Here is a 24259-nt window from a genome sequence, read left to right as displayed (position 1 = left end):
CCGGTAAATACTTGGCCTTGATGCCATTCCTATCTAGTTTGTTAGTGCCTGCTAAGCGTTCGCGGATAAATCTTGTTTGAGATTAAATCGCTTTAGTCGAGAGATGGAGTCTATAGCCTAGTTATGCAAAGCACCGACACTCTGGTCATTTATTTAGCAATAAACGTTTGCATATCTCAAAGATCTTAATGATAATGATTTTCATTTGTATTTGATTGGGCGGAATTGTGAATACTTGGCAAGGAATGATGAATATAGGCAATCAGCTTTTTAACCAGCAAAACTGGCCAGAAGCAGAGCGTTATTACGAAGATGCCATTTTCCTACTGGAGGAGCGACTAACTAAAAACCCACGTTGTGTAGAGTCTATCCAAGGGTGGATTTGTGGCTATCATAATTTGGCAGAAATGTTCATTCGCGCAGGCAAGATAGAAGATGCCCAGCGATGCTTATTTACCCCTCATCAGTCCATGTTACATCTTTATCACGACCGCCAAAGTGATGAAGACCTACAACTTATTGCACTTAAAGCTATTAAGCTCACTCTCAATCCATTGCTTGAATTTGCTAAAGAGCATCCTCCTTGTGAGGCCTGCCTTGCAGAGCTTAAGTCTCAGGTAGAGCTAGCCTATAGCGATCAACAAACTTACCACTAAACCTAAAAAAGGACTTTTATGAAAAAGCTTGCTGTAAAAACATGGGTAATGCTTGCGTTAGCAGCCCCTTATAGCGTGTTTGCCCACCCTGGACACGACCATCAATCGAGTTGGTCGATGTTGATTCATTTATTGTGGCTAGCGCCGATTGTGGTAGCGGGTGGTTTGTTATTTGCGACACACAACAAAACCACTTCAAAGAAATAAGGATGGTTTCATGCTTTATAGTGTATTAGCAAAACTTGATGGTGTACTTGCCTTTGAGAAGGTGTCTGCACACTGCGATATTCCCTGCAAAATTTATGATCCTATCTCTGCGCAATTGGCTGTTTTAACCATGATACGTATGGTTGATTTACTCGATGAGCTAAGTGCTAAATCGGCGCTAAGTGCTAACGAACAGGCTCAGTTTGGCAGACTGGTTGCGCAAAAAGAGGAACACGGTTTAAAAGTAAAAGAAGAGATTAGGGTGATTTGGGGCGATTACATCAAGCAGCCTCAACTTGATGCCTACCCGCAACTGCATGAGCTTAGCCACAGTATTATGCTGGCGGCATCTAAGGCCAAGCAAAATATCGATAAAACTGCCTGCTTAGACTTACTCGAAAAAGTGAACCAATTCGCTGAGATATTCTGGCAGAGTAAAGGCATTAACACCTTTAAAGCCATTAGCCCTTATCCGCCAGCGCAAGCCTTGGTTTATCCGGACTTAAAGGCCTAACTCGCTTGTTTGGTTTAAGCATAAATAAAATAAGGGGAGACAGTATGTCTCCGCTATTACCTAAAAATAGCTATGTGATGTTTCATCGTTTCTATCTAAGTAAGCATTTTAAGCCCGGCGATGTGGTAAAGGTATTACATCCAAAGTTTGGGTTAATAGTAAAAAAGATAGGCAGCGTAGATAGGTATGGCTTTATTTGGCTACGTGGTGAAAACCCGAGCAGTGTATCTACCATTGATATGGGACCGGTGCGTTCGTCGCGGATCAAAGGTAAAGTGCTGTTTTGGATTACTCCCAGCTAAATACGCCAATGATTTAGCGGCTCATCTTCTGCCTGCATACTCTATCTCTACTCTTGGAGGCTCGCTGACAATTCCTTTCTTTACCCGTATAAATCCTACTGATATTGTTGTTATTTATTTGTTTAGCTTGAACTATGTATTAAGCTTGGCTTAACTAAGCGTGTGACCAAGCAAATGGCATTGCTTTGATAGGGTATAAGCGTAGTGACGGTATTTTCTAGCAGGAGGGTTGGATGACCGAACAAGAATTACTATCCCGTGTGAATGAATTACCCAAAGTTTCCAGTGTGGTTCAGCAACTGGTTAGTATGCTTAACGATCCTGATTGTGACTTTGGCATGCTGGCTAAGAAAATATCCATGGATCAAGTGATTAGTGCGCGAGTATTGCGCTTATCTAATTCTGCCCACTTTGGCCGTAGCCGAACCATTGCTTCGGTTAATGAGGCAGTTATTCGCTTAGGTATTGCCCCGCTTAAAACCATGATTGTAGTGTCTTGGCTTACCAGTGCTTTTCCCAAAGTGCCTAAGTTAGATATGCAAGCTTACTGGAGTGATACCTTTGAAATCGCCAGTATTACCAGCAAAATCGCAGAGAAAGTACGCATAGACCCCAATGAAATGTTCACCGCGGGTATCTTGCATAACATTGGCGATTTAATGGTGTATACCTTAGCTCCTGATATAGCAGAGCAGGTGGCCTTAAGAGTGGCAGAAGGTGAAGACCGACAAGCGGTGCAGCAAGAACTCCTTGGCACTACCACTGCAAAATTGGGTGCTGAGCTAGCCCGCGCTTGGAAGTTTGCTCCTCGTTTGGTGGATACCATTGAGTTTTATGTGAATCCAGATGCCGCCAAAATAGAACCCCTTCGTGCCTTAGTGCTTAATTTTGCCTGTCGAATACATCAAGACTGGGATCATCTAGAGAGCAAGGCCGCCAAAATTGACTACTTTGCTAGCCACGCAAATTCTGGTGCTTTGGTATTGCCGTCTTCATTTTATGTATCCATTGATAAAATCCGCGGTCAAGGTAGAGAAATGGCGCTGCAAATGGCCAGCTAGCACTAAAAGCGCTTATTGAGCTTGGCTTTCTATGGTTTAATAGGCGCGTTAATTAGCTAGTGGATCTTTTTGTGAGCGCATCAAACGAAAAACGCCTAAATAAATATATCAGTGACTCGGGATTTTGCTCTCGCCGTGAAGCCGATAAACTGATTGAGCAGCAGCGAGTGACCATTAATGGTCAAAAGCCTGAGCTAGGCACCAAAGTTCAGCCAGGTGACAAAGTTGCGGTAGACGGCAAACTGATAAAAGCCATCGCTAGCAATAAATCAGACCGCGTTTACATTGCTTACAACAAGCCTATTGGCATTACCAGCACCACCGAGCGGCACGTTAAAGGCAATATCATTGATGCGATTGGCCACAAGCAACGTATTTTCCCTATTGGCCGTTTAGATAAACCCTCTGAAGGGCTTATTTTTCTGACCAGTGACGGCGATATCGTGAATAAAATCTTACGCGCCGAAAATGCTCACGACAAAGAGTATGTGGTGACCGTAGACAAACCTCTAAGCGAGCGTTTTGTGGAGCGAATGCAGCGTGGCGTGCCGATTTTAGATACCGTGACCAAACCCTGTAAGGTGAAGGTTAACAGTAAATTTGTATTTACTATTGTGCTTACCCAAGGTTTAAACCGTCAGATCCGCCGTATGTGTGAGTACTTGGGTTACGAAGTGACCAAGCTTAAACGTACCCGCATTATGAATGTGCATTTAGACAAACTTCGCCCTGGCCAATGGCGCAACTTAACAGATGCGGAAATGGCTGAGATTAATCAAGCAGTGGCCCATTCAAGCAAAACCGCGCCAGAGAAAGCCGCGAGCACCGAGAAAAAGGTGTTTGTGAATAAAGCCGCCAGTAATAAGGCGCGTGACAAGTTCCAAAAAGCCCGCAGCCAAGGGACCAAAAAAGCCACCTTAAGCCTTAAAAAGAAGTAAGCTTAGGCGGGCAAGCAATCGGCAACTTAGATATTCATTATGATAGATAAACAAGCTCGGCAATACCTGCAAGAGATGGACATAGACGTATGGCTTAAACGTGCCAGCCCAGTAAGTAAATCTATGCCACCTTCACCATCTTGGCCCTTAGTGGTAATTATAGAGCCAAGTGTTTTAGAGCAGCACTTAGCTTTATTTAAAGGCATTGTTGCGGCGATGAAGCTAGAGTGGGCTGATATTCATACTTGCAGTGCGGCGCATTATCCAGAAGCTTCCGATGCTTGGATATTATGGGCCGATCCTACTAACACGGCGCCTAAACATCCCAAGATACTTTCTTGTGACCCTCAGCAGTTAGCCACTGATAAGCAAGCCAAACGTGTTTTATGGCAGCAGATATGTGCCCAGATCTTAAACTAGCCCTAAGCCCTTTATCGGTGATGGATGTGCCAAAGATGTTGGCTATTGAACAGCAAGCGCATTCTCACCCGTGGAGCCGAGCTTTGTTCACCAGTAACTTTGGTGGTTTGTATCGTAACCTCGGCCTTTGGCAAGGCGACGAGCTGGTGGCTTATATTATTTTGCGAGTGGTGGCTGGTGAGGCTGAATTAATTAATATCGCGGTCACGCCAAAGCAGCAAGGTAAGGGCTTAGGTACGCAGCTTATGCAGGCCATGTTCGCGATGGCTGATGAGCAGCAATGGCAACAAATTTTGCTGGAAGTAAGAGAAAGCAATGTTAGCGCGCAAGCGCTCTATCTGCGTTTTGAGTTTCAGCAAATAGATCGCCGCAAGGGCTATTATCCATGTGATAAAAAAGGGCGTGAAGACGCCCTTATAATGCAACGATTCTGCTAGCTATCTGCTAGCAAATGCAGTCGCCCACTTATTACCAATGCCACTGAAAGTGGATACCTTGATAATTACTGCCACCTTTAATTCGGCCAAACAGCGATGAGTTTTCGAAGATGCCCGAGCGGTGATGAATGTTATAACCCAACCACATTTTTTCCATTTCTGGTTTTCTAAATAAGTCGCCTAGGTTTACATCTAGTGAAAAATCGAGGTAGTTAAGCAGCTTACTTGGCTTGTATCCCTTTCCGTCTTCGGCTAAATCGACTTCTTCAATATAGGTGATGTTGGTGACGTAAGATAAACCTTCAGCTACACCAAAACGCCAACGAATTGGCCAAGTGAAGGTATAGTAGGCTTTAAAGGCCACCACATATTCTAGAATAGGGTCTTGTACTTCCGAGCTGTGGTGATAAGCCAAGCCTGGTGTTAGGTAAACATCAATCGGGAAGCCGAGTAAAGTTTCACTGAGTAGGTGACCATAAAAAACCGAAGACAGCTGGTTGTTATATTCATCTTTTTCGGCTTTAAAATGGATAATATCGCCTAGGTTTGAAGGGGTAGCCCATGCATGAGATACCCTCAAGTAGCCTTTAGGCCAGTCACCTTCGGTGGTTTGATATTGTTGATTGAAAAAACTAATGCCGAGAAAGCTTTCAAACTGAAAATCTTTGTCGATGATTTCTACACTGCGCACTTCTTGCCCGTAATAAGTACCACCTAAACGACCCACTAGATAGAAATCTCGCCATACGTGGTAGCGCATGTCGATACCGGCTTTTATATCTATATCGGCTTGAGCTTCAAAAAGTTCGAGGCCGTAGTAGCGGGTATTGTATCCATTACTTTTTAGGTGTGCGGTCGCATAGGGCGCTAAATACCAGCGATTGTAATGCTTTTGCCAAGTAAGGCCCAAGTTGCCATGAAAATTACCTGAGTCATCACTTAAAAGCTCGGTATTAAAAGAGTAATCTGGTTTGAAGCGCCATTGGCTGCGAACGCCGTAATCAATGCCGTCGCCACGAATTTGGTTTTGATATTCAGAAGGAATGTCGAAGAAGCGATAGCGGCCCATAACAGAGATATCAAAGTCGTCTTCTTTCCATATTTTGTAGCCAGCTTCTAAGCCATCTAGGTATACACGATCGCCTTTGTAATAAAGCAGCGGCATAACATCGGCAACGGTATTAGTTTCTGAGCGAAAGGGAATAGTGGCGTTTCTAAATCCAAAAGCGATGCCCCAATCGTCATCCATTAAACCGTCAACCATTTCACTGGCTTGGCTACTAAGGCTAAAACACCACAATGTTAGGATTAGAGAATAAGAGAGTAGCGAGTTAAGGTGGTGTTTCACCGCTTGTTTCTTCCATGTTGGCTGCTTTTCGAGCCAATATTGTCGCACGGGTCACAGATAAACTAAAGCTTGCTTCAGAAAGTGGCATGAAATTTCCCTTCTGCAAGGTATCTTGCGCTACCCAAATTTGATTCATTTCTAATACTAGATAGCTTGAAACGTGGTGCTCAGGATCAAACATCACAAACAAAGATGGATAAGTATTAAGGTTGAACTGGTCGGCAAAACGCTCGTGAGTGCGGTCGGTATCAATGTCCACCTGCACCTTCACATAGTCTTCAAGCATGCGTTTGATTTGAGGATTGTTTAGATAGTCATATTCAAAGGCAATACAGCGCTGACAGGCTTGCCTGCGTAAATACAAAAACACCGGCTTTTCAGTGAGTTTCGATTCTCTAATACCTTGGTGATAACCTTGAATATCAAATAGCCAACCGTCTTTGGCACTCACGCCACGGCCGTGAACGTGGTAGATAAAAATGTAACTAAGAGCGGCACCACCTAGGGCTATCAATACCAAAGTAAAGAAGACTTTTTTGAATAGCTCAAAGCTCATCGCTTGCCCCTTGGTGAATTAACTAAGCATTTGTTTATAAACGTACTTAGTTAGCTATCGGCCTAACAATAGTAAGCTTTAGTTTGTTGATAAATCAAGCGAAGGCTGGCTTGGCGGGTTTGGCAAAAAAAAAGCCCCGCGAATGCGAGGCTTTGGTTGGTGTGCTTACTTATTTAACGAATTCTAAAATCGTAAGTTGCTCACCTAGGTAGGCAGTGTTGTTACCTGGAACAGGGTATAGCTGCGAACTACGAGACTCGCCATCGTCGTTATCTGCTAGTGCAATATTCCAGTCAATGGTTTTACCCGCCAAGCTGTCTACTGGCAACTCAATTGAGAACTGCATGATGGTGCCATCTTCATTCCACTTAGCAACACGCTTGCCTGGGAAGGTATTTTCTTGGAAGTCTTGCCCCACAATGCTGCGCAGCTGTACAAACTCTTCTCCAACCTTGATGAAAATTTCAATGTTGTCGGCTTGCCAATCATCGCCAGTCGTTACCGTTTTATTGTCATGGCGGTGAACAACGCCATGCAAGGTATTACCAGAGTAGGCTACTCGCCAAGTGCCATGAATAATGTCTTGGCTCGGTGGCGTTTGGTTGATCGGGTTAAGTTGGTTGAAAGCAAACGGGTAGTGGTAAGCATTTTCCCATTGTGATAAATCAAAGGTGCTTGTCGCATCTAAGCCATCAACAGGTTCTGCTTTAAAGCTCACTACTTGGCCTTTTAGCTTATCGCTGATTTCAGTGTTTTGAGCAGTAAAGAATACTTCACCAAAATCATGACCTTGCCAGCCGTTGTTAGTGCCAGGCACTGGGTAAAGCTGAGCATGACGACCCGCTGCAGGGCCAGCATCGTTGTCGGCCAAAGCAATGTTAAAACCTAAGGTAGTGCCAGATAGTGTATCGGTTTGTTTGGGCGTAATAGAGAACTCCATTACGGTGCCATCTTCACTCCAGTAGTTTTGAATGTCTGCTTGGAATGCGGTTGCTGCGAACTCTTCACCAACAAGTGCTCGGATTTGTGCAAACTCTTCACCAAAACCTAGGAATACTTCTACAGAGTCATTTTCCCAAACTTGCTCTTTGTTACCGGTAACGGTTTTGTCGTCTTTACGCTCTACACGCCCATAAAGGGTGTTGTCATCGTAAAGTAGGGCAAAGCGACCAGAGATATTGCTTTCTGCTGGTAAGGTTAAGTCTTTACCGCCTAACTGGTTGTAAGCAAATGGATAAAATACTGCTTCTTTCCACTTGGCAATATCGCCGTCTAGCGGCATGGCTTGTTTTGCTTCGTTACTAATAAAGGCTTCGAAGCGACGACCTACATCAGCTAATGGTGCTGGTGGCTCCCAATCAAACTTGGCTGCGGCTTTATCGGCAAATACTTTATTTACCGCTGTGTAAGCCGGTTTTTCTTGGTATTGCTTATCAAACATCAAACCGTGGTCGTAACCCTTAAACCAATGCGGGATCCAGCTGTATTTGTCGCTAATACCCCAAGTAGTGAAGAAGTTAACGTTGTCAAAATAAGCTGTTAGTTTGGCTAAGTCTTCATACATGTTTGCTTGTTGCTGCAACATGCGATCGGTAGCAGGATCTTGCATACGAATATCAATCTCGGTGAAGTGGAACTCCAAACCCAATTCTTGAATACGCTCAATGTTAGCGGCAATGTCGGCTACACGTGGCTGAACACCAACCACCAAGTGGGCTTGAGTACCAATACCATGAATTGGCACACCTTGCTCTTTGAGTTTTTTCACTAAGCGGTAAGCCGCGTTGGCTTTAGGTGATTTACCTTCGGTAGAGTAATCGTTGTAAACCAAAATGGCATCGGGATCGGCTTTATGGGCAAACTCGAATGCCTTGGCAATGTAGTCTTCACCTAGGGCTTTGTACCAAAGGGTTGGGCGCCAGCCACCGTTGTCGTCTAAGGCTTCGTTTACTACGTCCCAGTATTTCACTTTACCTTTGTAGTGGCTCACTACAGCGGTAATGTGCTCTTCCATAATTTTTAGCATTTCTTCTTTAGAGAAGTCGCCATTTTCTAACCAATCAGGGTTTTGAATGTGCCATACCAAGGCGTGGCCACGAACCATCATGTTGTTCTTCTGAGCAAAATCTACCAGCTTGTCAGCTTTATCAAAGGTGAACTTGCCACGCTCTGGCTGCAAGTAGCTCCACTTCATTTCGTTTTCGGGGGTCAGTTGGTTGAATTCGCGAGCCAGTGTCTCAGCGAATTGCTTGTCTTGAAGGTGGCGAGTTTCCAAGGCCGCACCAATGAAGGTATCTTGACCTTTCACTACATCTCTTAACGGAGCAGCGTTTACTTGTAAGCTGCAAAATGCAGCAGCAAGTGCCGCTACTTTAAAAAATCCTGTCTTAATAGCATGCTGACGCATGAGTCTTACTCCTTAAACCGTTCTTAGCTTAAGGCTACCTTAGCCCTCCTTTTATCTGGGGAGCACTGCGAAACTTGATAATTACGTTGCGAAAAAGCGCTAATGTGAGCTTACTCATGCTTGTATGATAATTAATGAATCTCTCAACTATAGATGAAACGCTTGCTGAATTAATCACAGTCCGCATCACTATCTATTTGTTAGTAAAGAAATTATCTTTTCGCTTAGGTTTGGGGCTTACTTTCTTCTAAGGGTGCTGGTTGGCTTGGCTCGTTATTAGCTTGCTCTGCTTCTAGCGCTGCGCGCTCTGCTTTGGAAATGTAACGAGGTTTGTTGCTGCCGTGCTTTTTTGCATTGGCCTTCTTGGCTTTTTTCTTCAGTGTTTCATTGATTTTCTTTTTGCGGTTCACGACTTGCTGCCCTTACTTAATTAATGGCCTTAGTTTAGCAAATCACCAACATTTGTGCTTTAGCTGAATGCTTCCTGGGAGACTATCAAAAAGTGTAAGTTATCGAACTGGGATTTAATTGTCTTTTGGTCGATATTGGTGATGTCCGTTTAAGCGCTTTGTGCGCCATGCTGGAAATTTAGCGACTTTAGGCTAATTGCTGCTTTAGTAAGCCGCTAAATTTTAGCTGGTGATTTACACTTAAGTTCATTGCTAGTTGCCCCAGGATTATTGTATGTCGTCACACTTATTTCCCTTCTCTTTTCTACAAGATGGCAAACCCTCTAAAGGCCTTGCTGAGCTGGGCTTGATTAATTCAAGTATCGTTAAAGTGAAGATTGCTCTAACGGCCGAACAGCTAAAAGAGGCAAATGCTCTCAGTGAGTTAGTGGTATTGCCGCTGCCAACGATTGAAGCGCAGCATAGTTCAGCCAGCCAATTACGCAGTGAGCGACTTAGCATAGCGCTTAGCGAAAACGGCCTTAGTTTTAGCAATGGCGAAGGCGAGCTGCTGCGTTTAGGGGAAACAGCTTTCACCCAACAGGGCGATGACAAGGCGACAAGCCAGCATTTTGTTAGCCAAGGCGAACAGGCTTTTTATGGTCTTGGCCAATACCCCGATGGCATTTTTAACTACCAAGGGCAAAGTCGTGAAATTTGCCAATCGAACAAAGGCATTGCTGCGCCCATGCTGCTGTCGACCAAAGGTTATGCAGTGTTGTGGAATCAATTGGCTTTCACCCAATTTACCAGCGAAGGCGGGGGCTTTAGCTTTAGCTCTGAGGCAGGGGAGTGCATTGAGTTTTACTTTATCTATGGTCCAGAGTTTGATCAGCTAATTCAGCATTATCGCCAGCTAACTGGCGCTGCTCCCTTATTTGGCCGCTGGGCTTATGGCTATTGGCAGAGCAAAGAGCGTTATGTAGATGCCGCCGAGTTAGTGGCAACTGCTAAAACCTATCGCGACAAAAAGATCCCCATCGACAACATTGTGCAAGATTGGAAATATTGGGGTGAGTTGGGTTGGAGCGCGATGCAGTTTGACGAACAGGCGTTTGGAGATGCCGCGAGCAGCATTGCCCAATTACATGACATGCACTTTAAACTAATGGTGTCGATTTGGCCGATTGTCGGTAAAGGCAGCCCGGTATTTAACCAACTCTTGGAAAAGGGCTATTTGTTTGAAACCGAGCATTGGGCCGACGGCCATATTTATGATGCTTACAGCCAAGGCGCACGTGATATTTATTGGCAACACGTAAAAGCCGGTTTAATGGACCTAGGGGTAAACGCGCTATGGATGGATGGCACCGAGCCTGAGTTTATCTCAACCCAGAATCCTAAAGATGGGGTGGACTTTTGTTATCAACAACGTGATACCGAGCTAGGTTCTTGGAAGCAAGTGCTTAACGGATATTCATTGATGACGACCCGTGGCGTGTATGAGGCGCAGCGACAGCAGATTGCACAAGGCGGCGAAGATAAGCGAGTATTCACTCTCAGTCGTTCTAGTTATTTAGGGCAGCAGCGTTATGCCGCGGCCTGTTGGTCGGGAGACATTAGTGCAACCTGGCAAGTATTGCGGCAGCAAATTCCTGCCGGCTTAAATTTATCTGCAGCGGGTTTACCTTATTGGACGACCGACATTGGTGGCTTTTTTACTAGTGGCTTTGGTGCAAACTTTCCCGAAGGCGTAGAAGATGACGCCTATAAAGAGCTGTATGTTCGCTGGTTTCAATATGGCGCATTTTGCCCCTTGTTTCGCTCACACGGAGCTAATACCCCGCGCGAGATTTATCAGTTTGGTGAGCCCGGAGATTGGGCCTTTGATGCCTTGTTAAAGTTTAATAAATTGCGTTATCGCTTGCTGCCTTACATTTATTCACAAGCATGGAAGATTACTCAGCATGGCGGCACCATGATGCGTTTGTTGGCCTTTGACTTTAGGCAGCAGTCGCAGCTACATGATATTAGCGATCAGTTTATGTTTGGGGATAGCTTGATGGTATGCCCGGTTACTCAGCCAATGTTCCATCAACAAAACTTACAGCAACAGCTAATTGCACCACAGCACTTGCAAACACTCGAGGGTTTGCAAGGCATTAGCGAACAACATTTTTCCGACGATAGCTTTGAGCACTTAGTTGCCTCTCAACTAGTTGAAAGCATAGACGGAAATTGGGCCGGTGGACCGCCTGCGGGTTTACCTTTAGCTGGCTATAGCGTGCGTTGGCAGGGGCGCTTAACTGCTCCGGTTGATGGAGAGTACAACTGGCTGATTCATGCCAACGATGGGGTGCGCTTCTATCTTGATGGCGAACTGCTTATCGACAGCTGGCAGCAGCAGGCGCAGCTTAATCACAAAGCTAGTTGCCAACTGCGGGCAAATCAACAATATGATTTGGTGATTGAATATGCCCATTGGCAGGGCTCGTCTAAGTGCAGTTTAAGTTGGGCACACTCGGGTATTGCTCATCAAAAACTGCAGCTATTTACCCCAGAACGACAGGTGGTTCTGCCTGCTGGGGGCGCTTGGTACAACTATTGGAATAAGCATTGTTATCAAGGCGGGCAAACCATTGCGATGGGCACTCCTATCGACATCATGCCTCTATTGGTAAGAGCCGGAGCCATTATTCCACATGGTCCTAATGTGCAGTACCACGATGAATTGCCCTGCGATCCGCTAACCATTGAAGTCTACGCCGGTGAAAATGGCTGCTTTGTTTTGTATGAAGATGAAGGCGACAGCTATCGCTATGAGCAAGGATCGTTTACTGAAATTGAATTTGAGTGGGACGATGCCACGCGCCGCTTACATATTGGCCAACGTAAAGGCCACTTTGATGGCATGTTGCAGCAGCGCAGTTTTAATGTTCACTTGATTGGCCCTTTTGATGTTCAGCAACAAAACCTTAGTTATAAGGGAAAGGCCGATAGCCTGCAGTTTTAGGCGCCCCAGCGCTCTGGCTTAAAATGGTTTACTTTGCACTTAAGGACAAAAATATCGATAGTTAATGTTTTAATAAACTAAACAATTACTTGGCATATTCTCTATACTGTTTAACACAACTGAAGTGATGGGAAAGTCGCTTCAGCTCATCTCAATAACATAGAGAACACGGATATGTTGAATCAAAAAACCTTTGAACGTGGCGCAATGGAAGCTGCTATAAAAATTGGTTTACTGTTTTTATTAGCTGCATGGTGTATCGACATTGTGCGACCGTTTATCACCCCGGTTATTTGGGCAATGATATTGGCCGTTGCCTTAAACCCACTGTATTTAAAACTTAAAAATGTGGTGGGCAAAGGTGGTGTAGCCGCCAGTATTATTGTGCTGGTATTTTTGGCTATTATCTTAATTCCAGGGGTTAAGGTGACCACTGCGGCTATTGATAGTTTGGCTGTGGTAGCTAAGCAGGTGCAGGAAGGCAGCTTTGAGATCCCCCCTCCATCTAATTCCATTAAATCTTGGCCTTTAATTGGTGAAAAAGTGCATGCTCAGTGGTCCTTAGCGGCCAGTGATATGCAGCGCTACTTAGGCACTTATGCGACTCAAGTTGGTGATGTTGCCGGAAAAGTCATTGCGTTCGCTGGTGGTTTAATTGGCGGCTTGTTGATGTTTTGCTTCTCGGTAATTATTGCTGGGGTATTTATGGCTAACGGTGAAAAAGTGGTGCTAGGTGCTCAAGCTCTCGCCAATGCCTTAGCAGGCAAGCACGGTGGCTACCTTACCAACTTAGCCAGCAATACCATTCAGAGTGTGGCTAAAGGCGTGCTTGGTGTTGCGGTGATTCAAGCTACTTTATTATCCATCGGCTTTTTTGCTGTGGGTGTGCCGGGTGCTGCTGTTTGGTCGGTATTAGTGCTGGTATTAGCCATTGCCCAATTACCGCCATTTTTAGTGGTTCTGCCGATAGTTATTTATGTGTTTAACCATGAATCTACCTTGGTAGCAGGAGTTTTTGCAGTATGGAGCATATTGGCTGGCTTTAGTGAAAACGTGCTAAAACCTTTATTGCTGGGGCGCGGCGTAGATGTGCCAATGCTGGTGATACTGTTAGGTTCTTTAGGTGGCATGCTCATGTCTGGCTTTGTTGGATTATTCCTTGGCGCAGTAGTGCTAGCGGTGAGCTATCGCCTGTTGGTGGCTTGGCTTGAACTAAATAGTAAAGAGCAAGCTGAGCTTAGTGAATAAACCGCTAAGCCATAGTATTTATTAGATAAACACGGAAGTAAGAGAGACACGATGTCTGAACAAAATGAAGCCTCAGAAGCCACGCCAAGCAACCCTTTACGCAAAAGTTCGTTGTTGGTATTCGCCCTGTGTATTTTGGTTTTTATTATTTACGTAGTGGGTGACAGAGTGACGCCCAATACCGACAACGCTCGGGTATTTGGCTTTGTGGTGCCAATTGCAGCGTCGGTATCGGGTAAGTTGGTAGAAGTAAATGTGGTAAACAATCAGCTGGTTGAAAAAGGCCAGCCGCTTGCCAAAATTGCTGAAGAAGAATATTCGCTGGCGGTTACCCAAGCCGAAGCAGCCTTAGAGTTAGCAGGGCAGGAAATTGGCGCTGGTACTGCTGGTGTTTCTGCCGCTCAAGCTCGCCTGTTAGAGGCGTCGACTTCTTATCAAGCCATTCTTACCGACGCCAACCGTTTGTTTGCGGTAGAAGATCAAAATGTGGTGCCTCAGCAAAACATTGATAGGGCTCGCAGTGACGTTGCTAAAGCTAAAGCCTCAGTGGCTAAAGCCACCGCCGAGTTGGAACAAGCCAAGCAAAGCCTTGGAGTAAGCGGCGAGCAAAACCCTAAGTTACAATCTGCCCTAGCTCAGTTAGGTAAAGCGCGTTTAGATTTATCTAAAACTGTGATTGTCGCTCCCTCTGAAGGCGGGGTGACTAACCTGCAACTTGAAGCCGGTTATTATGCCAATAAAGGCCAGCCGCTAATGACCTTTGTAACCACCAAAGAAGTGTGGATTGAAGCCTATATGCGCGAAAATAATATCGCCAACATCAAGGCTGGAGACCCAGTAGAAATTGCTCTCGATATCGCTCCAGGAAAAATCTATCAGGGTGAAGTGGTATCAATTGGCTTTGCAGTGAACTACGGGCAATCTAATAATCTAGGCGCTCTACCAACTATTCCCCAAACTGCAGGTTGGCTGCGCGATCCTCAGCGCTTCCCGGTTATCATCAAGTTCTCTGACGATGCCGCCCAAGGTTTACGCCGAATTGGTGCTCAAGCTGATGTCACCGTATACACCGAAGGCACTTTCATAATGAAAGCCTTGGCTAAGCTGGCCTTAAGAGTGAAAAGCTGGTTCTCCTATGTCTACTAAGGCATTAACTTCGGCGCATGCTAAGTCTCTAAAAGCGCATATGTTGCGCTTTAGTGTTGTGAGTGCCTTGGTACTAGTACTGGCTGTGAGCTTAGAGTGGAGTATGTCTTTTGTTACTGCCATTTTTACTGCTCAGTTGTTATTGCCAGGCAAGCCACCACTAAATTTAGCGCTGGTTAAAACGCTGGCTTTGGCGGTATTGAGCTGCTTTTTAGTGGGGCTTGGGGTGGTGCTTATTGCTCAGCCTTATCCGATACTGCTGTTTATTATTCTAGCTTGGTGTTTGTTTTTTGTCTTTTACCGCGCCAGCACTGGCTTAAATGATTTAGTGGTGTTGTTTCTGTTGGTGGCACTGATTGCCTTACCCATGTTAGCCAGTACTAGCAGGGCGGCAGCCTCTGGCTTCGTGGTCGACTTCATGCTGGCCTTCGTTTTGGCCTTGCTGATCGTGGCCTTTGTGCATTGGCTGGTTCCGGTTAAAGACGATTTTCACCAAGCTGCTGAAAAGCCGCAGGCGCAGTGCTTAAATCATCAAGATGCCACTCGCCAAGCCATAGTGAGCACCATTGTTATATTGCCGCTTATTATTTACTTTTTTGCCTTCAATAAACTAAGTGATTTGCTGGTGGTGATCTTTGTGGCGATTTTGGCGCAAAACCCCCAGCTGACTGCAGGGGCTAAAGCCAGCATAGGCATAGTTTTTACCAATATTGTTGGCGGACTTATTGCGGTTTTTGTATTTAATTTGTTAGTTGCTGTACCGCAATTCAGCTTTATGGCACTGCTGATTACTCTAAGCTTTATGTTAATCGCCCAAGCTATTTATTTGCACCCGAAAGGCGCAATAGTCGCGGCGGGTTTATCGGCCTATATCATCATATTAGGCAGCACTATTGGCAGTGATGGCGGTTTGGCTAGCGCTAAGTTTTACGCTCGGATCTTTCAGTTAAGCTTGGTGGGCTTATATGTGGTGGGCAGTTTTTACTTGGTGCATAAATTAGCTTGGCTACAAGGCCCTACTAGGCAAAACGCTCACTAAGCTAGGCTATAACTACGCCTAGTTTGTGCCCTCAAACGACAAAGAGAGTTTACCGAGTTAGAAGTAGCCATCACTTTCCTAAGCAATGATGGCTACTAGCCCGCTTATTTAACTTGGTAGCGATTATTGGTGCGAATATACAGGCTTACTTCTTGGTCACCGTTATTAGTGATGTGGTGAGTATAAGCGCCTGAAGACTCAACATAACTACCCGCTTTAAGCTGTTTCGCTGCGCTTTGTTGCTCCGACTTGTAGCCTATTTCACCAGAGATAAGCACCAAACGAAACTCACTGGCTTGGGTTGTGATGGTGCCGGTAAAGCCCGCTGGTAGTTTAAGCATCGAGCCACCCATATCAGCGCTACTTCCCCACACATAAGTTGATTGAACGCCTTTGGCGCTGATATCGTGCAGGTCGTTGCTGTCTAGCCAAACGATGTTGTCTTTATGCAGATTTAACGGGCGCTCTCCATTATCAAAATTTTCTGCTGAGGGTTTTACTAGGTAAGGGCCTGCATCAATTTCTAGGTAAATTAAGTTAGTCTCGCCATTGGCTGCGGTAGTGTGGTCTTCACCTGCTGGCTGAGTCCAGAACGAGCCTGTTGGCATCCACATTTTTTTAGCTTGTGGGTCAGCGTTATGCATTTCGCCTTCAATCACGATGCCGCGGTAGGTGATGTTGTGGATGTGAGGTGGTGACTCAAAACCCTTGTTAAATCTCACCAACATACCAGTAGCAGTATTGGTAGTGCGGTCTCCCCAAAGATCTGCCGCGCCAGGGCTTAGTACACCGCGTAAAGGGTTAAGGTAGCCCCAATTAATTTCTTCAGTAGCGACAACTTTTGAAGAAGACTCGGCAGCTAAACTTGGTGTTGATAGAAGAGCTAAAGATAGGGTAAGCATTGTTGCCTTGGTAGAAAGTGTCATATTGAATTCTCTGTATTGGTGACTTGTGGCCATTTTATGCTGGGTTATTCATTCGATAAACGGGCAAATATCAAATACACTTTCGTTAAAACGTGGATAATGCTCTATCGAGAAGCCAATAGTTATCTGCCTAAATAAGCTAATGGAGCGTTTATGAAAATTGCCGACTTGCAAGTATTGATGAAGATAGCCGAGCTCCAATCGATAACCGCGGCTGCAAATAATTTGGACATGAGTTCTTCTGCTGCAAGTGTTGCGCTAAAACGTATCGAGCAAACACTGGGTGCCGAGTTATTTGTGCGCACCACAAGACAACTACGACTCTCCCCTGAAGGTGAGCGCTACCTTCCCTTGTGTCAGCAAGCGCTGGAGTTATTGCAGCAAGGCCAGGTGTTAATCAACGAAGAGCAACAATCAATAAGTGGTGAAGTTCGAATTGCAGTTTCATCAGAGATGGGACGAAATTTAATGCGCGTCCTGCTTAATAAAGTGATGAGCCAACACCCAGAAGTGAGTTTACGCTTGCATGCCAGTGATAGCCGCAGCGACTTTTATCGGGATGGAGTAGACGTTGCGCTGCGCGCGATGACTCAGCAAGCGAGTAAAGAGTTGAACCTTTATGGCTTTAAGATTTGTAATATTCCACATGTTCTATGCGCTGCGCCAAGCTATATTGCCGAATATGGTGAGCCCAGAACTGTAGACGACCTACCTAATCACAATGCGCTGCTCTACAAGCTATACGAAACTGTTCATGATGGGTGGGAGCTATATGAAGGCGCAAGCAAACATAAGGTTAAGATGCTGAGTAATCGAGCCGTTAATGACGGTGATATTGTGCGGCGTTGGTGTATTGATGGAGTGGGGATTGCAAAAAAATCGGCAATTGATGTGGCTGAAGATCTCCTAGCAAAGCGCCTGCAGCGGATTATGCCGCACTATTCAATACCCTTGACTGAAATGTGGCTGGCACTTCCTAGCCGTCAACTTATTTCTCCTGCCATTCGGCTGATTAGAGATGAGCTCAAACTCAAAATTAAGCAGTTGCGAACACGTTTATTTGAGGCTGAGATCATTGAAGCTAGTGAGTGGCCAGATACTGATTAAGACAATTAGCGGTAACTTCTCACTCGCAATGGCCCAAAACAAAACGCCGCTTACAGCGGCGTTTTTGATCTTACTTCAAGCGCCTTGCCACTAAGCCAAAACAAGCGAGGGCAAATAGGGCAATGCTGCCAGGCTCAGGAACCGAGAAACGAATGTTATCGATAGCACCAGAACCGTTTAGATGAATGCGCATTGAGGCGACTTCGGCCACCTCAAAGTTCAAACGATCCCAAGTATTGTCACCGCCAGTGTGTGGGGTGTAAAAATCTGTTGGGAAAATTTCGTTGTTTTGCGCATCAAACAAGTGAATGGCATTTTGTGGTGTGTAGCCATTTTCTGCTAATTCGATATCGAAGAAGTCGATGCTTTCTAAATACACCGCGCTAGAGAAGTTAATGGTGAAGTAACCGGCTGGGCGACGTCCTTCATCATCAGGGTTTTTACAGACAAGGCCATCACAAGAACTAGGGTTCTCATGGATGATCAACACATTGCCTGGATTAGAAATACCAAGGCTTGGCTGATTAATGTTACTAAAGGGTGATTCAAGATCAGGGTCTTGAGTATTGATTAAGCTGGTATCAAAGGCGACGGCCAAATTGTTTTGGTCTAAACGTACATTGGTTCCATCTATGCTAACACCATGGCTTAGCTGGTATTGGCCATTAACAATTTCACCGTTGCTCAACTCATCAAAAGTGATAATGCTGGCGTGGCTTGCAAAAGAGGCCAGTAAGCCTACAACGGTAAATAATACATGCTTGCGGTTCAAAACAATCTTCCTTGACATAAATGGTTCGACCAGTCCCAGGCAAATACTGTACCAAAAGTGTAAGTCTATAGCTAGTCTGACCTTTTTTATTGATTTACTTAACATTAAATGCTGGGTGTAAAGAAAGCTGACGGACTTTTAATTGTTGAAGTTAATAATAATTAGCCCTGTTTAACCTCAGCAAGTCGCTAGCATAATTATCCTTTTGGTGTTTTTAAGTGCCTCAACAACAGCGATTTTGCTTTTAGCGGGTATTTACCTTGGCTTTTATCTTGTCTAAGTGAAGCGCTGATTGTTTATCAAAGCTAGATCGGTGAAAATACCCGCCAATTACGATTAACTAAACGCTGGGTGATTGTGCTGTTGAGGCCAAGTTGCCGCTTTGCTGCATCCTCGCGTTGCCAAATTAGAAGAATTGATTCGATGTCTAACGCTTCACTCTTGCAAGATATTGCTAGCAGAAGAACCTTTGCGATTATCTCTCACCCGGATGCGGGTAAAACCACCATTACTGAAAAAGTATTGTTGTTCGGAAACGCAATTCAAAAAGCCGGTACGGTTAAAGGTCGCGGCAATGCGACCCATGCTAAATCTGACTGGATGGAGATGGAGAAAGAACGTGGCATCTCGGTAACCACTTCGGTGATGCAGTTCCCGTTTAACGATTGTATTGTAAACCTGCTAGATACTCCCGGACACGAAGACTTCTCGGAAGATACCTACCGTACCTTAACCGCCGTTGACTCCTGTTTAATGGTGATTGATGCCGCTAAAGGTGTAGAAGATCGTACTCGTAAATTAATGGAAGTGACGCGCTTGCGCGATACTCCTATCGTTACTTTTATGAACAAATTGGACCGCGATATTCGTGACCCAATGGAAGTGATGGACGAGGTAGAAAGCGAACTTAACATTATGTGCGCTCCAATTACTTGGCCAATTGGCTGCGGTAAATTGTTTAAAGGTGTCTACCACATTCTTAAAGATGAAGTGATTCTCTACCAAACTGGTAAAGGCCACACCATTCAAGATGCGCAAATCATTAAGGGTTTAGATAACCCAGAAGTGGAAGCGGCCATTGGTGATGAACTTTGCGAAACCTTACGTGATGAGCTTGAGCTCGTACTAGGCGCATCTAACGAGTTTGACCTTGAATTGTTTTTAAGCGGTGAACTAACGCCTGTTTACTTTGGTACTGCCTTAGGTAACTTTGGTGTAGACCATATGCTAGAAGGCCTCACCAACTGGGCGCCAGCACCCAAACCTCGCGCCACCGATGTGGGCGAAGTAAGTGCCAATGATGCTAGCTTCTCTGGTTTCGTATTTAAGATCCAAGCCAATATGGATCCTAAACACCGAGACCGTATTGCCTTTATGCGCATTGTGTCGGGCGAGTACAACAAGGGCATGAAAATGCGCCATGTTCGCTTAGGTAAAGACGTAAGTATTTCTGATGCGGTAACCTTTATGGCAGGCGACCGCGCCGCTGCTGAAAAAGCCATTGCCGGTGACATTATTGGTTTGCATAACCACGGTACTATTCAGATTGGCGACACCTTCACCCAAGGTGAAGCGATGAAGTTTACCGGTATTCCTAACTTTGCGCCGGAAATGTTCCGCCGCATTCGCTTAAAAGATCCTTTGAAGCAAAAGCAACTGCTTAAAGGCTTGATTCAGTTATCTGAAGAAGGCGCTGTGCAGTTATTCCGCCCAATGCGTAACAACGACTTAATTGTTGGTGCAGTAGGTGTGCTGCAGTTTGATGTAGTAGTGCATCGCTTGCGTACCGAGTATAAAGTAGAAGCGGTATACGAAGGCATTAGTGTTGCGACTGCACGCTGGTGTGGCAGTGACGATACTAAGAAGTTTGAAGAGTTTAAGAAAAAGGCTCACGACAACCTAGCATTAGATGGCGGCGACAACCTCACTTACTTAGCGCCTACTATGGTTAACTTAAACCTAGCCACCGAGCGCTATCCAGAGGTTAAGTTTATGCAAACCCGCGAGCACTAAGCGGCGTTCAAGCATGTTTTAACTGTAATCGCACAATAAAAAAAGGTCGCATAAAGCGACCTTTTTTGTGGCTAATACTAGGGGCTATTCGCGTTCTTTGGTGTAAGGAACACCAATTGCCTTTGGTGCGACTGCTTTGCCGATGAATCCTGCAAGTAAGAATACTGTAAGCACGTAAGGTATTGCTTCAATGGCTTGTACTGGAATAGCAAAGTCGGCAATAGAAACGCCTTGTAAACGTATCGCCATTGCATCCAAGAAACCAAACAGTAAACATGCAGCCAATGCGGTAAATGGTCGCCACTTGCCAAAGATTAAGGCAGCCAGTGCCATATAGCCTTTACCGGCACTCATGTTAGGAATGAACTGAGCGGTTTGTGCTACCGACAAATACACGCCACCAATACCCACCAGTAAGCCACATATAATCACCGCGCTGTAACGCATTTTAACCACCGATATACCGGCGGTATCAATCGCTGCTGGCGACTCACCCACGGCACGCAAACGTAAACCAAAGCGGGTTTTAAACATTACATACCATGCTAAAGGCACGGTTATGATTAGCAAATACACCAAGGCCGAGTGGCCGCTAATTAGCTCTGAATACAACAACCCGATCACTGGGACGTCGGCCATTGCCTCAGCGCCAGGTAGTTGAATTGGCGCAAAGCGGGCATCACCACTTAAAGCGGGGGTTTGACCACCCTGATGGAACCAGTGGCGTCCTAGGGTTACCGTTAAACCGGCGGCTAGAATGTTAATCGCCATACCACTTACCACATGGTCGCCGCGATGGGTAATCGTGGCAAAGCCGTGTAATAGCGCTAATAGTACTGAGATGCCTATCCCTGCCAACAGTCCGAGCCAAGCCGAACCGGTTAAATGCGCAGTAGCAGCGCCAACAAAAGCGGCCGCTAGCAACTTGCCTTCTAAGGCAATGTTCACAATACCCGAGCGTTCGCAGAACATACCCGCCAGTGAGGCGAAGATAAGTGGTGTTGCTACCCGTATGGTGGCGTCTAGCATTAAGATAATTGTTTCAAACATCTTAAGCGACTCCTTCTGATGGGCTTGGTTTTTTAGCAAAAAGCTTGAGGTAAGTACGTTCAAGCGATGGTTTAAACATGTGCTCTAAAGCGCCTGAGAATAGAATCACTAAACCTTGCAGAACCACCACGATGTTACGGTCTACCCCGTATTCAAAACTTAACTCTGCTCCGCCTTGATAGAGGAAACCAAACAGTAAGCTAGCGAGCAATACGCCTAGAGGGTGGTTGCGCCCCATCAAGGCAACAGCAATACCGGTAAAACCAAAACCTTCTACAAAGTTTAATTTGATTTGGTGCAGTTCACCTTGCAACACGTTAAGGCCAAAGAAGCCGGCCAGCATGCCCGATATCAACATCGCAATAATTACGATTTTAACGTAGCTAATGCCTGCATAAGTGGCGGCACTAGGGTTAGAACCTACCGAGCGTATTTCGTAGCCCCAGCGAGTATGCCAAATAAATAACCACAGCAACAAACAGCATAATAAGGCAAATATGAAGCTTAAGTTGAGCGGGCTTGCAGACATGCTCACACCCACCCAACCGAGCATTTCATGCATTTTAGGTAGCCACGAAGACACCGCAAAAACTCGGCTTTCGGTAGCCATGGTTGTATCTGGTTTAAGGACATCAACCAGTAAATAAGCCATTAATGAGGCTGCAATAAAGTTGAACATGATGGTGGTGATCACAATGTGTGAACCACGCTTAGCTTGCAAGTAGGCAGGGATAAACGCCCAAGCCGCGCCAAATAAACCACCCACCACGATGGCTACAGGGAATACTACATACCAAGGCGCATACTCGCCTAGGGTTAAGCAGACTAAACCAACCCCTAAGCCACCAATATAGGCTTGGCCTTCGCCACCAATATTAAATAAGCCAGCGTGAAAGGCGATAGCTACGGCTAAACCGGTAAAGATAAATCCTGTGGTGTAATACAAGGTATAACCAATGCCTTCGGCATAACCAAAAGCGCCGGTCCACATCACTTTTATCGCGTCGATGGGTGATATGTCGATATACATAAACAGTAAGGCCGACACTAAAAAAGCGGCCAATACATTAATAGCGGGTAACAGGGCAACACTCACCCATGCAGGTACTTGAGCTTGGCTCATATTTCACCTCCCTGCGCGGTGTTTTTTAAGTGCTCTGGCACAATATTGGCCATCATTAATCCTAAGGTTTGTTCATCTGCTTGCGCTGCGCTTACTTCACCGACAATTGCGCCGTCAAAAACCACGATAATTCGGTCTGCTAAGTTAACAATTTCATCTAACTCAACCGATACCAATAAAACCGCTTTACCTGCGTCACGAGAGTGAATGATCTGTTGGTGAATATACTCAATGGCACCAATGTCTACGCCGCGGGTAGGTTGGCCAACCAGAAGAATATCTGGGTCTTGTTCCATCTCGCGAGCAATCACCAGTTTTTGCTGATTGCCTCCCGAGAAGTTGGCGGTTTTTAAGTTGGTGTCGGCGGGGCGAACGTCCCACTTCTCCATGCTCTGCTGACAGCCCTGTTCAATTGCTTGTTTGTCTTGCAATACGCCTTTGTTGTATTGGGGAAGGTGGTGGTAACCGAGTATATAAGCTTCTTTGGCGGCAAATTTATTGATAAGCCCTTGCTTGTGTCGGTCTTCAGGAATGTGGCCTACGCCAATGGCTCTAACGCTGCGCGGATTGTAATGGCTGTTAGCGTTAATGGTATGCCCGTTTAGGGTCATGCTGCCGCTGCTGGGTGTGATAATGCCGCTTAATAAGCTAAGAATTTCTGATTGACCATTACCAGACACCCCAGCAATACCGACGATTTCTCCAGCGCGTACATTAAAGGAGATATCTTTTACGCGCTTAACCCCAGCGCTATCGATGTAGCCAAGCTTGTTTACTTCAATTAAAGGCGCTTGTGGTTTGGCTTCACCGCGCTCTACCTGGAGTAATACTTTACGACCTACCATTAGCTCGGCAAGTTGTTCTTGGTTGGTTTCAGCCGTTACTACATGCTCTACCATCGCGCCTTGTCGCATTACCGATACATTGTCGGTAATCGCTAATACTTCGCGAAGCTTATGGGTAATGATCATGATGGTGGTGCCTTGCTCACGAAGCTTACCTAAAATAGTGAACAAGTGGTCGGCTTCTTGCGGCGTAAGTACGCCGGTAGGTTCATCCAAAATGAGAATTTTGGCACCACGATATAAGGCTTTTAAAATCTCTACGCGTTGCTGCAAACCCACTGCTAGCTCACCAACAACGGTGTCTAGTGGTACGTCTAAACCGTAGTCTTTTGCCAATTGCTTAAGTTTTTTGCGCGCTGCGCTTAAGCTATCATCTAATTTCCAACCGTCTTCCGCACCCAGAACTATGTTTTCCAGAACGGTAAAGGTATCCACTAACATGAAGTGCTGGTGCACCATGCCAATACCTGCCTTGATGGCTTCTTGAGAATTATGCGGTTGGTAATGCTGGCCGTGCACCTGCATAGAGCCAGAGTCGGCATGATAAAAGCCGTAGATAATACTCATTAGGGTGGACTTACCGGCGCCATTTTCGCCAATAATTCCATGAATTGTGCCTTGAGGAATGGCAAGGTCGATACTGCGATTGGCATGAACGCTGCCAAAACGCTTATCGATTTTTTCCAGTTTAATGGCAAAATCAGCTGCGTGAATCAATTTCGATGTCCATTTCTAGCAAGTA

General features: G+C 45.5%; 23 protein-coding genes. 14 read left to right on the top strand and 9 right to left on the bottom strand.

The annotated features are described in order from the left end of the window. The first annotated feature begins 227 nt into the window (after positions 1-227). From G6R11_RS10720 to rimI, 8 genes are all read left to right on the top strand, one after another. Positions 228-656, top strand: coding sequence for a hypothetical protein (locus tag G6R11_RS10720; RefSeq protein WP_163133075.1), 429 nt, complete (start codon positions 228-230; stop codon positions 654-656). An 18-nt stretch (positions 657-674) separates the two neighbouring features. Then, complete coding sequence (locus G6R11_RS10715; protein WP_163133074.1) at positions 675-863, top strand: hypothetical protein; 189 nt, start codon at positions 675-677, stop codon at positions 861-863. A gap of 10 nt (positions 864-873) precedes the next feature. After that, complete coding sequence (gene sodN / locus G6R11_RS10710; protein ID WP_163133073.1) at positions 874-1377, top strand: superoxide dismutase, Ni; 504 nt, start codon at positions 874-876, stop codon at positions 1375-1377. A 5-nt stretch (positions 1378-1382) separates the two neighbouring features. Further along, the gene (gene sodX, locus G6R11_RS10705; RefSeq protein WP_255494607.1) at positions 1383-1679 is read left to right on the top strand and encodes a nickel-type superoxide dismutase maturation protease; all 297 of its coding nucleotides are present in this window, start codon (positions 1383-1385) and stop codon (positions 1677-1679) included. Positions 1680-1912: 233 nt separating this feature from the next. Beyond that, positions 1913-2740, top strand: coding sequence for an HDOD domain-containing protein (locus G6R11_RS10700; RefSeq protein ID WP_163133071.1), 828 nt, complete (start codon positions 1913-1915; stop codon positions 2738-2740). Between the two features lie 71 nt (positions 2741-2811). Next, positions 2812-3678: a 23S rRNA pseudouridine(2604) synthase RluF gene (gene rluF / locus G6R11_RS10695; protein ID WP_163133070.1), complete on the top strand. Its 867-nt coding sequence runs from the start codon at positions 2812-2814 to the stop codon at positions 3676-3678. A gap of 39 nt (positions 3679-3717) precedes the next feature. Further along, entirely contained in the window at positions 3718-4098 is a 381-nt protein-coding gene (locus tag G6R11_RS10690; protein WP_163133069.1) for a DNA polymerase III subunit psi, read from the top strand. Further along, positions 4065-4535, top strand: a complete 471-nt coding sequence (rimI, locus tag G6R11_RS10685; protein ID WP_240352442.1) for a ribosomal protein S18-alanine N-acetyltransferase — start codon at positions 4065-4067, stop codon at positions 4533-4535. The genes G6R11_RS10690 and rimI overlap by 34 nt, the downstream gene beginning before the upstream one ends. 31 nt (positions 4536-4566) lie before the next feature. Here rimI and G6R11_RS10680 read toward each other — a convergent pair whose 3' ends face one another. The 4 genes from G6R11_RS10680 to G6R11_RS10665 form a co-directional block, all read right to left on the bottom strand. Further along, positions 4567-5883 carry a MipA/OmpV family protein gene (locus G6R11_RS10680; RefSeq protein WP_163133068.1) on the bottom strand — a complete coding sequence of 439 codons (1317 nt, stop codon included), beginning with the start codon at positions 5881-5883 and terminating at the stop codon, positions 4567-4569. Beyond that, a complete protein-coding gene (locus G6R11_RS10675) occupies positions 5867-6439 on the bottom strand; it encodes a thioredoxin family protein (protein ID WP_163133067.1) in 573 nt (190 codons plus the stop codon). The genes G6R11_RS10680 and G6R11_RS10675 overlap by 17 nt, the downstream gene beginning before the upstream one ends. 169 nt (positions 6440-6608) lie before the next feature. Continuing rightward, positions 6609-8846 carry an endo-1,4-beta-xylanase gene (locus G6R11_RS10670; RefSeq protein ID WP_163133066.1) on the bottom strand — a complete coding sequence of 746 codons (2238 nt, stop codon included), beginning with the start codon at positions 8844-8846 and terminating at the stop codon, positions 6609-6611. 224 nt (positions 8847-9070) lie between these two features. Beyond that, on the bottom strand, positions 9071-9256 hold the full coding sequence (locus G6R11_RS10665) for a DUF2986 domain-containing protein (protein WP_163133065.1): 186 nt from the start codon (positions 9254-9256) through the stop codon (positions 9071-9073). 274 nt (positions 9257-9530) lie between these two features. Here G6R11_RS10665 and G6R11_RS10660 point away from each other — a divergent pair, with 274 nt between their 5' ends. The 4 genes from G6R11_RS10660 to G6R11_RS10645 all read left to right on the top strand — a co-directional run bounded on the left by G6R11_RS10660 (position 9531) and on the right by G6R11_RS10645 (position 15681). Then, positions 9531-12248, top strand: coding sequence for a TIM-barrel domain-containing protein (locus G6R11_RS10660; protein WP_163133064.1), 2718 nt, complete (start codon positions 9531-9533; stop codon positions 12246-12248). Positions 12249-12422: 174 nt separating this feature from the next. Continuing rightward, the gene (locus G6R11_RS10655) at positions 12423-13496 is read left to right on the top strand and encodes an AI-2E family transporter (protein ID WP_163133063.1); all 1074 of its coding nucleotides are present in this window, start codon (positions 12423-12425) and stop codon (positions 13494-13496) included. 51 nt (positions 13497-13547) lie between these two features. Continuing rightward, positions 13548-14642, top strand: a complete 1095-nt coding sequence (locus tag G6R11_RS10650; protein WP_163133062.1) for an HlyD family secretion protein — start codon at positions 13548-13550, stop codon at positions 14640-14642. Further along, on the top strand, positions 14632-15681 hold the full coding sequence (locus tag G6R11_RS10645; protein ID WP_163133061.1) for a DUF2955 domain-containing protein: 1050 nt from the start codon (positions 14632-14634) through the stop codon (positions 15679-15681). Before G6R11_RS10650 ends, G6R11_RS10645 begins: the two co-directional genes overlap by 11 nt. Positions 15682-15785: 104 nt before the next feature. On the opposite strand, the gene G6R11_RS10640 is transcribed toward G6R11_RS10645, so the two are convergent. Further along, positions 15786-16607: a DUF4437 domain-containing protein gene (locus tag G6R11_RS10640; protein ID WP_163133060.1), complete on the bottom strand. Its 822-nt coding sequence runs from the start codon at positions 16605-16607 to the stop codon at positions 15786-15788. 153 nt (positions 16608-16760) lie between these two features. Here G6R11_RS10640 and G6R11_RS10635 point away from each other — a divergent pair, with 153 nt between their 5' ends. Beyond that, positions 16761-17714 carry a LysR family transcriptional regulator gene (locus G6R11_RS10635; RefSeq protein WP_163133059.1) on the top strand — a complete coding sequence of 318 codons (954 nt, stop codon included), beginning with the start codon at positions 16761-16763 and terminating at the stop codon, positions 17712-17714. A 70-nt stretch (positions 17715-17784) separates the two neighbouring features. Here G6R11_RS10635 and G6R11_RS10630 read toward each other — a convergent pair whose 3' ends face one another. Continuing rightward, positions 17785-18486: a PEP-CTERM sorting domain-containing protein gene (locus G6R11_RS10630; RefSeq protein ID WP_163133058.1), complete on the bottom strand. Its 702-nt coding sequence runs from the start codon at positions 18484-18486 to the stop codon at positions 17785-17787. 423 nt (positions 18487-18909) lie between these two features. Between G6R11_RS10630 and prfC the strand changes: the two genes are divergently transcribed. Continuing rightward, positions 18910-20499: a peptide chain release factor 3 gene (gene prfC / locus G6R11_RS10625; protein ID WP_163133057.1), complete on the top strand. Its 1590-nt coding sequence runs from the start codon at positions 18910-18912 to the stop codon at positions 20497-20499. An 84-nt stretch (positions 20500-20583) separates the two neighbouring features. Here the strand turns inward: prfC and G6R11_RS10620 are convergent, their stop codons facing one another. The 3 genes from G6R11_RS10620 to G6R11_RS10610 are packed head-to-tail and all read right to left on the bottom strand — an operon-like array spanning position 20584 to position 24234. Then, positions 20584-21549: an ABC transporter permease gene (locus G6R11_RS10620; RefSeq protein WP_163133056.1), complete on the bottom strand. Its 966-nt coding sequence runs from the start codon at positions 21547-21549 to the stop codon at positions 20584-20586. Position 21550: 1 nt separating this feature from the next. After that, positions 21551-22672, bottom strand: coding sequence for an ABC transporter permease (locus G6R11_RS10615; RefSeq protein ID WP_163133055.1), 1122 nt, complete (start codon positions 22670-22672; stop codon positions 21551-21553). Next, on the bottom strand, positions 22669-24234 hold the full coding sequence (locus tag G6R11_RS10610; protein ID WP_163133054.1) for an ABC transporter ATP-binding protein: 1566 nt from the start codon (positions 24232-24234) through the stop codon (positions 22669-22671). The genes G6R11_RS10615 and G6R11_RS10610 overlap by 4 nt, the downstream gene beginning before the upstream one ends. Between the last annotated feature and the right edge of the window lie 25 nt (positions 24235-24259).

The organism is Agarivorans sp. Alg241-V36, from assembly GCF_900537085.1.
Classification (GTDB): domain Bacteria; phylum Pseudomonadota; class Gammaproteobacteria; order Enterobacterales; family Celerinatantimonadaceae; genus Agarivorans.
Note: the sequence above shows the minus strand (reverse complement) of the source record. Positions and strands in the feature narration are given on the sequence as shown.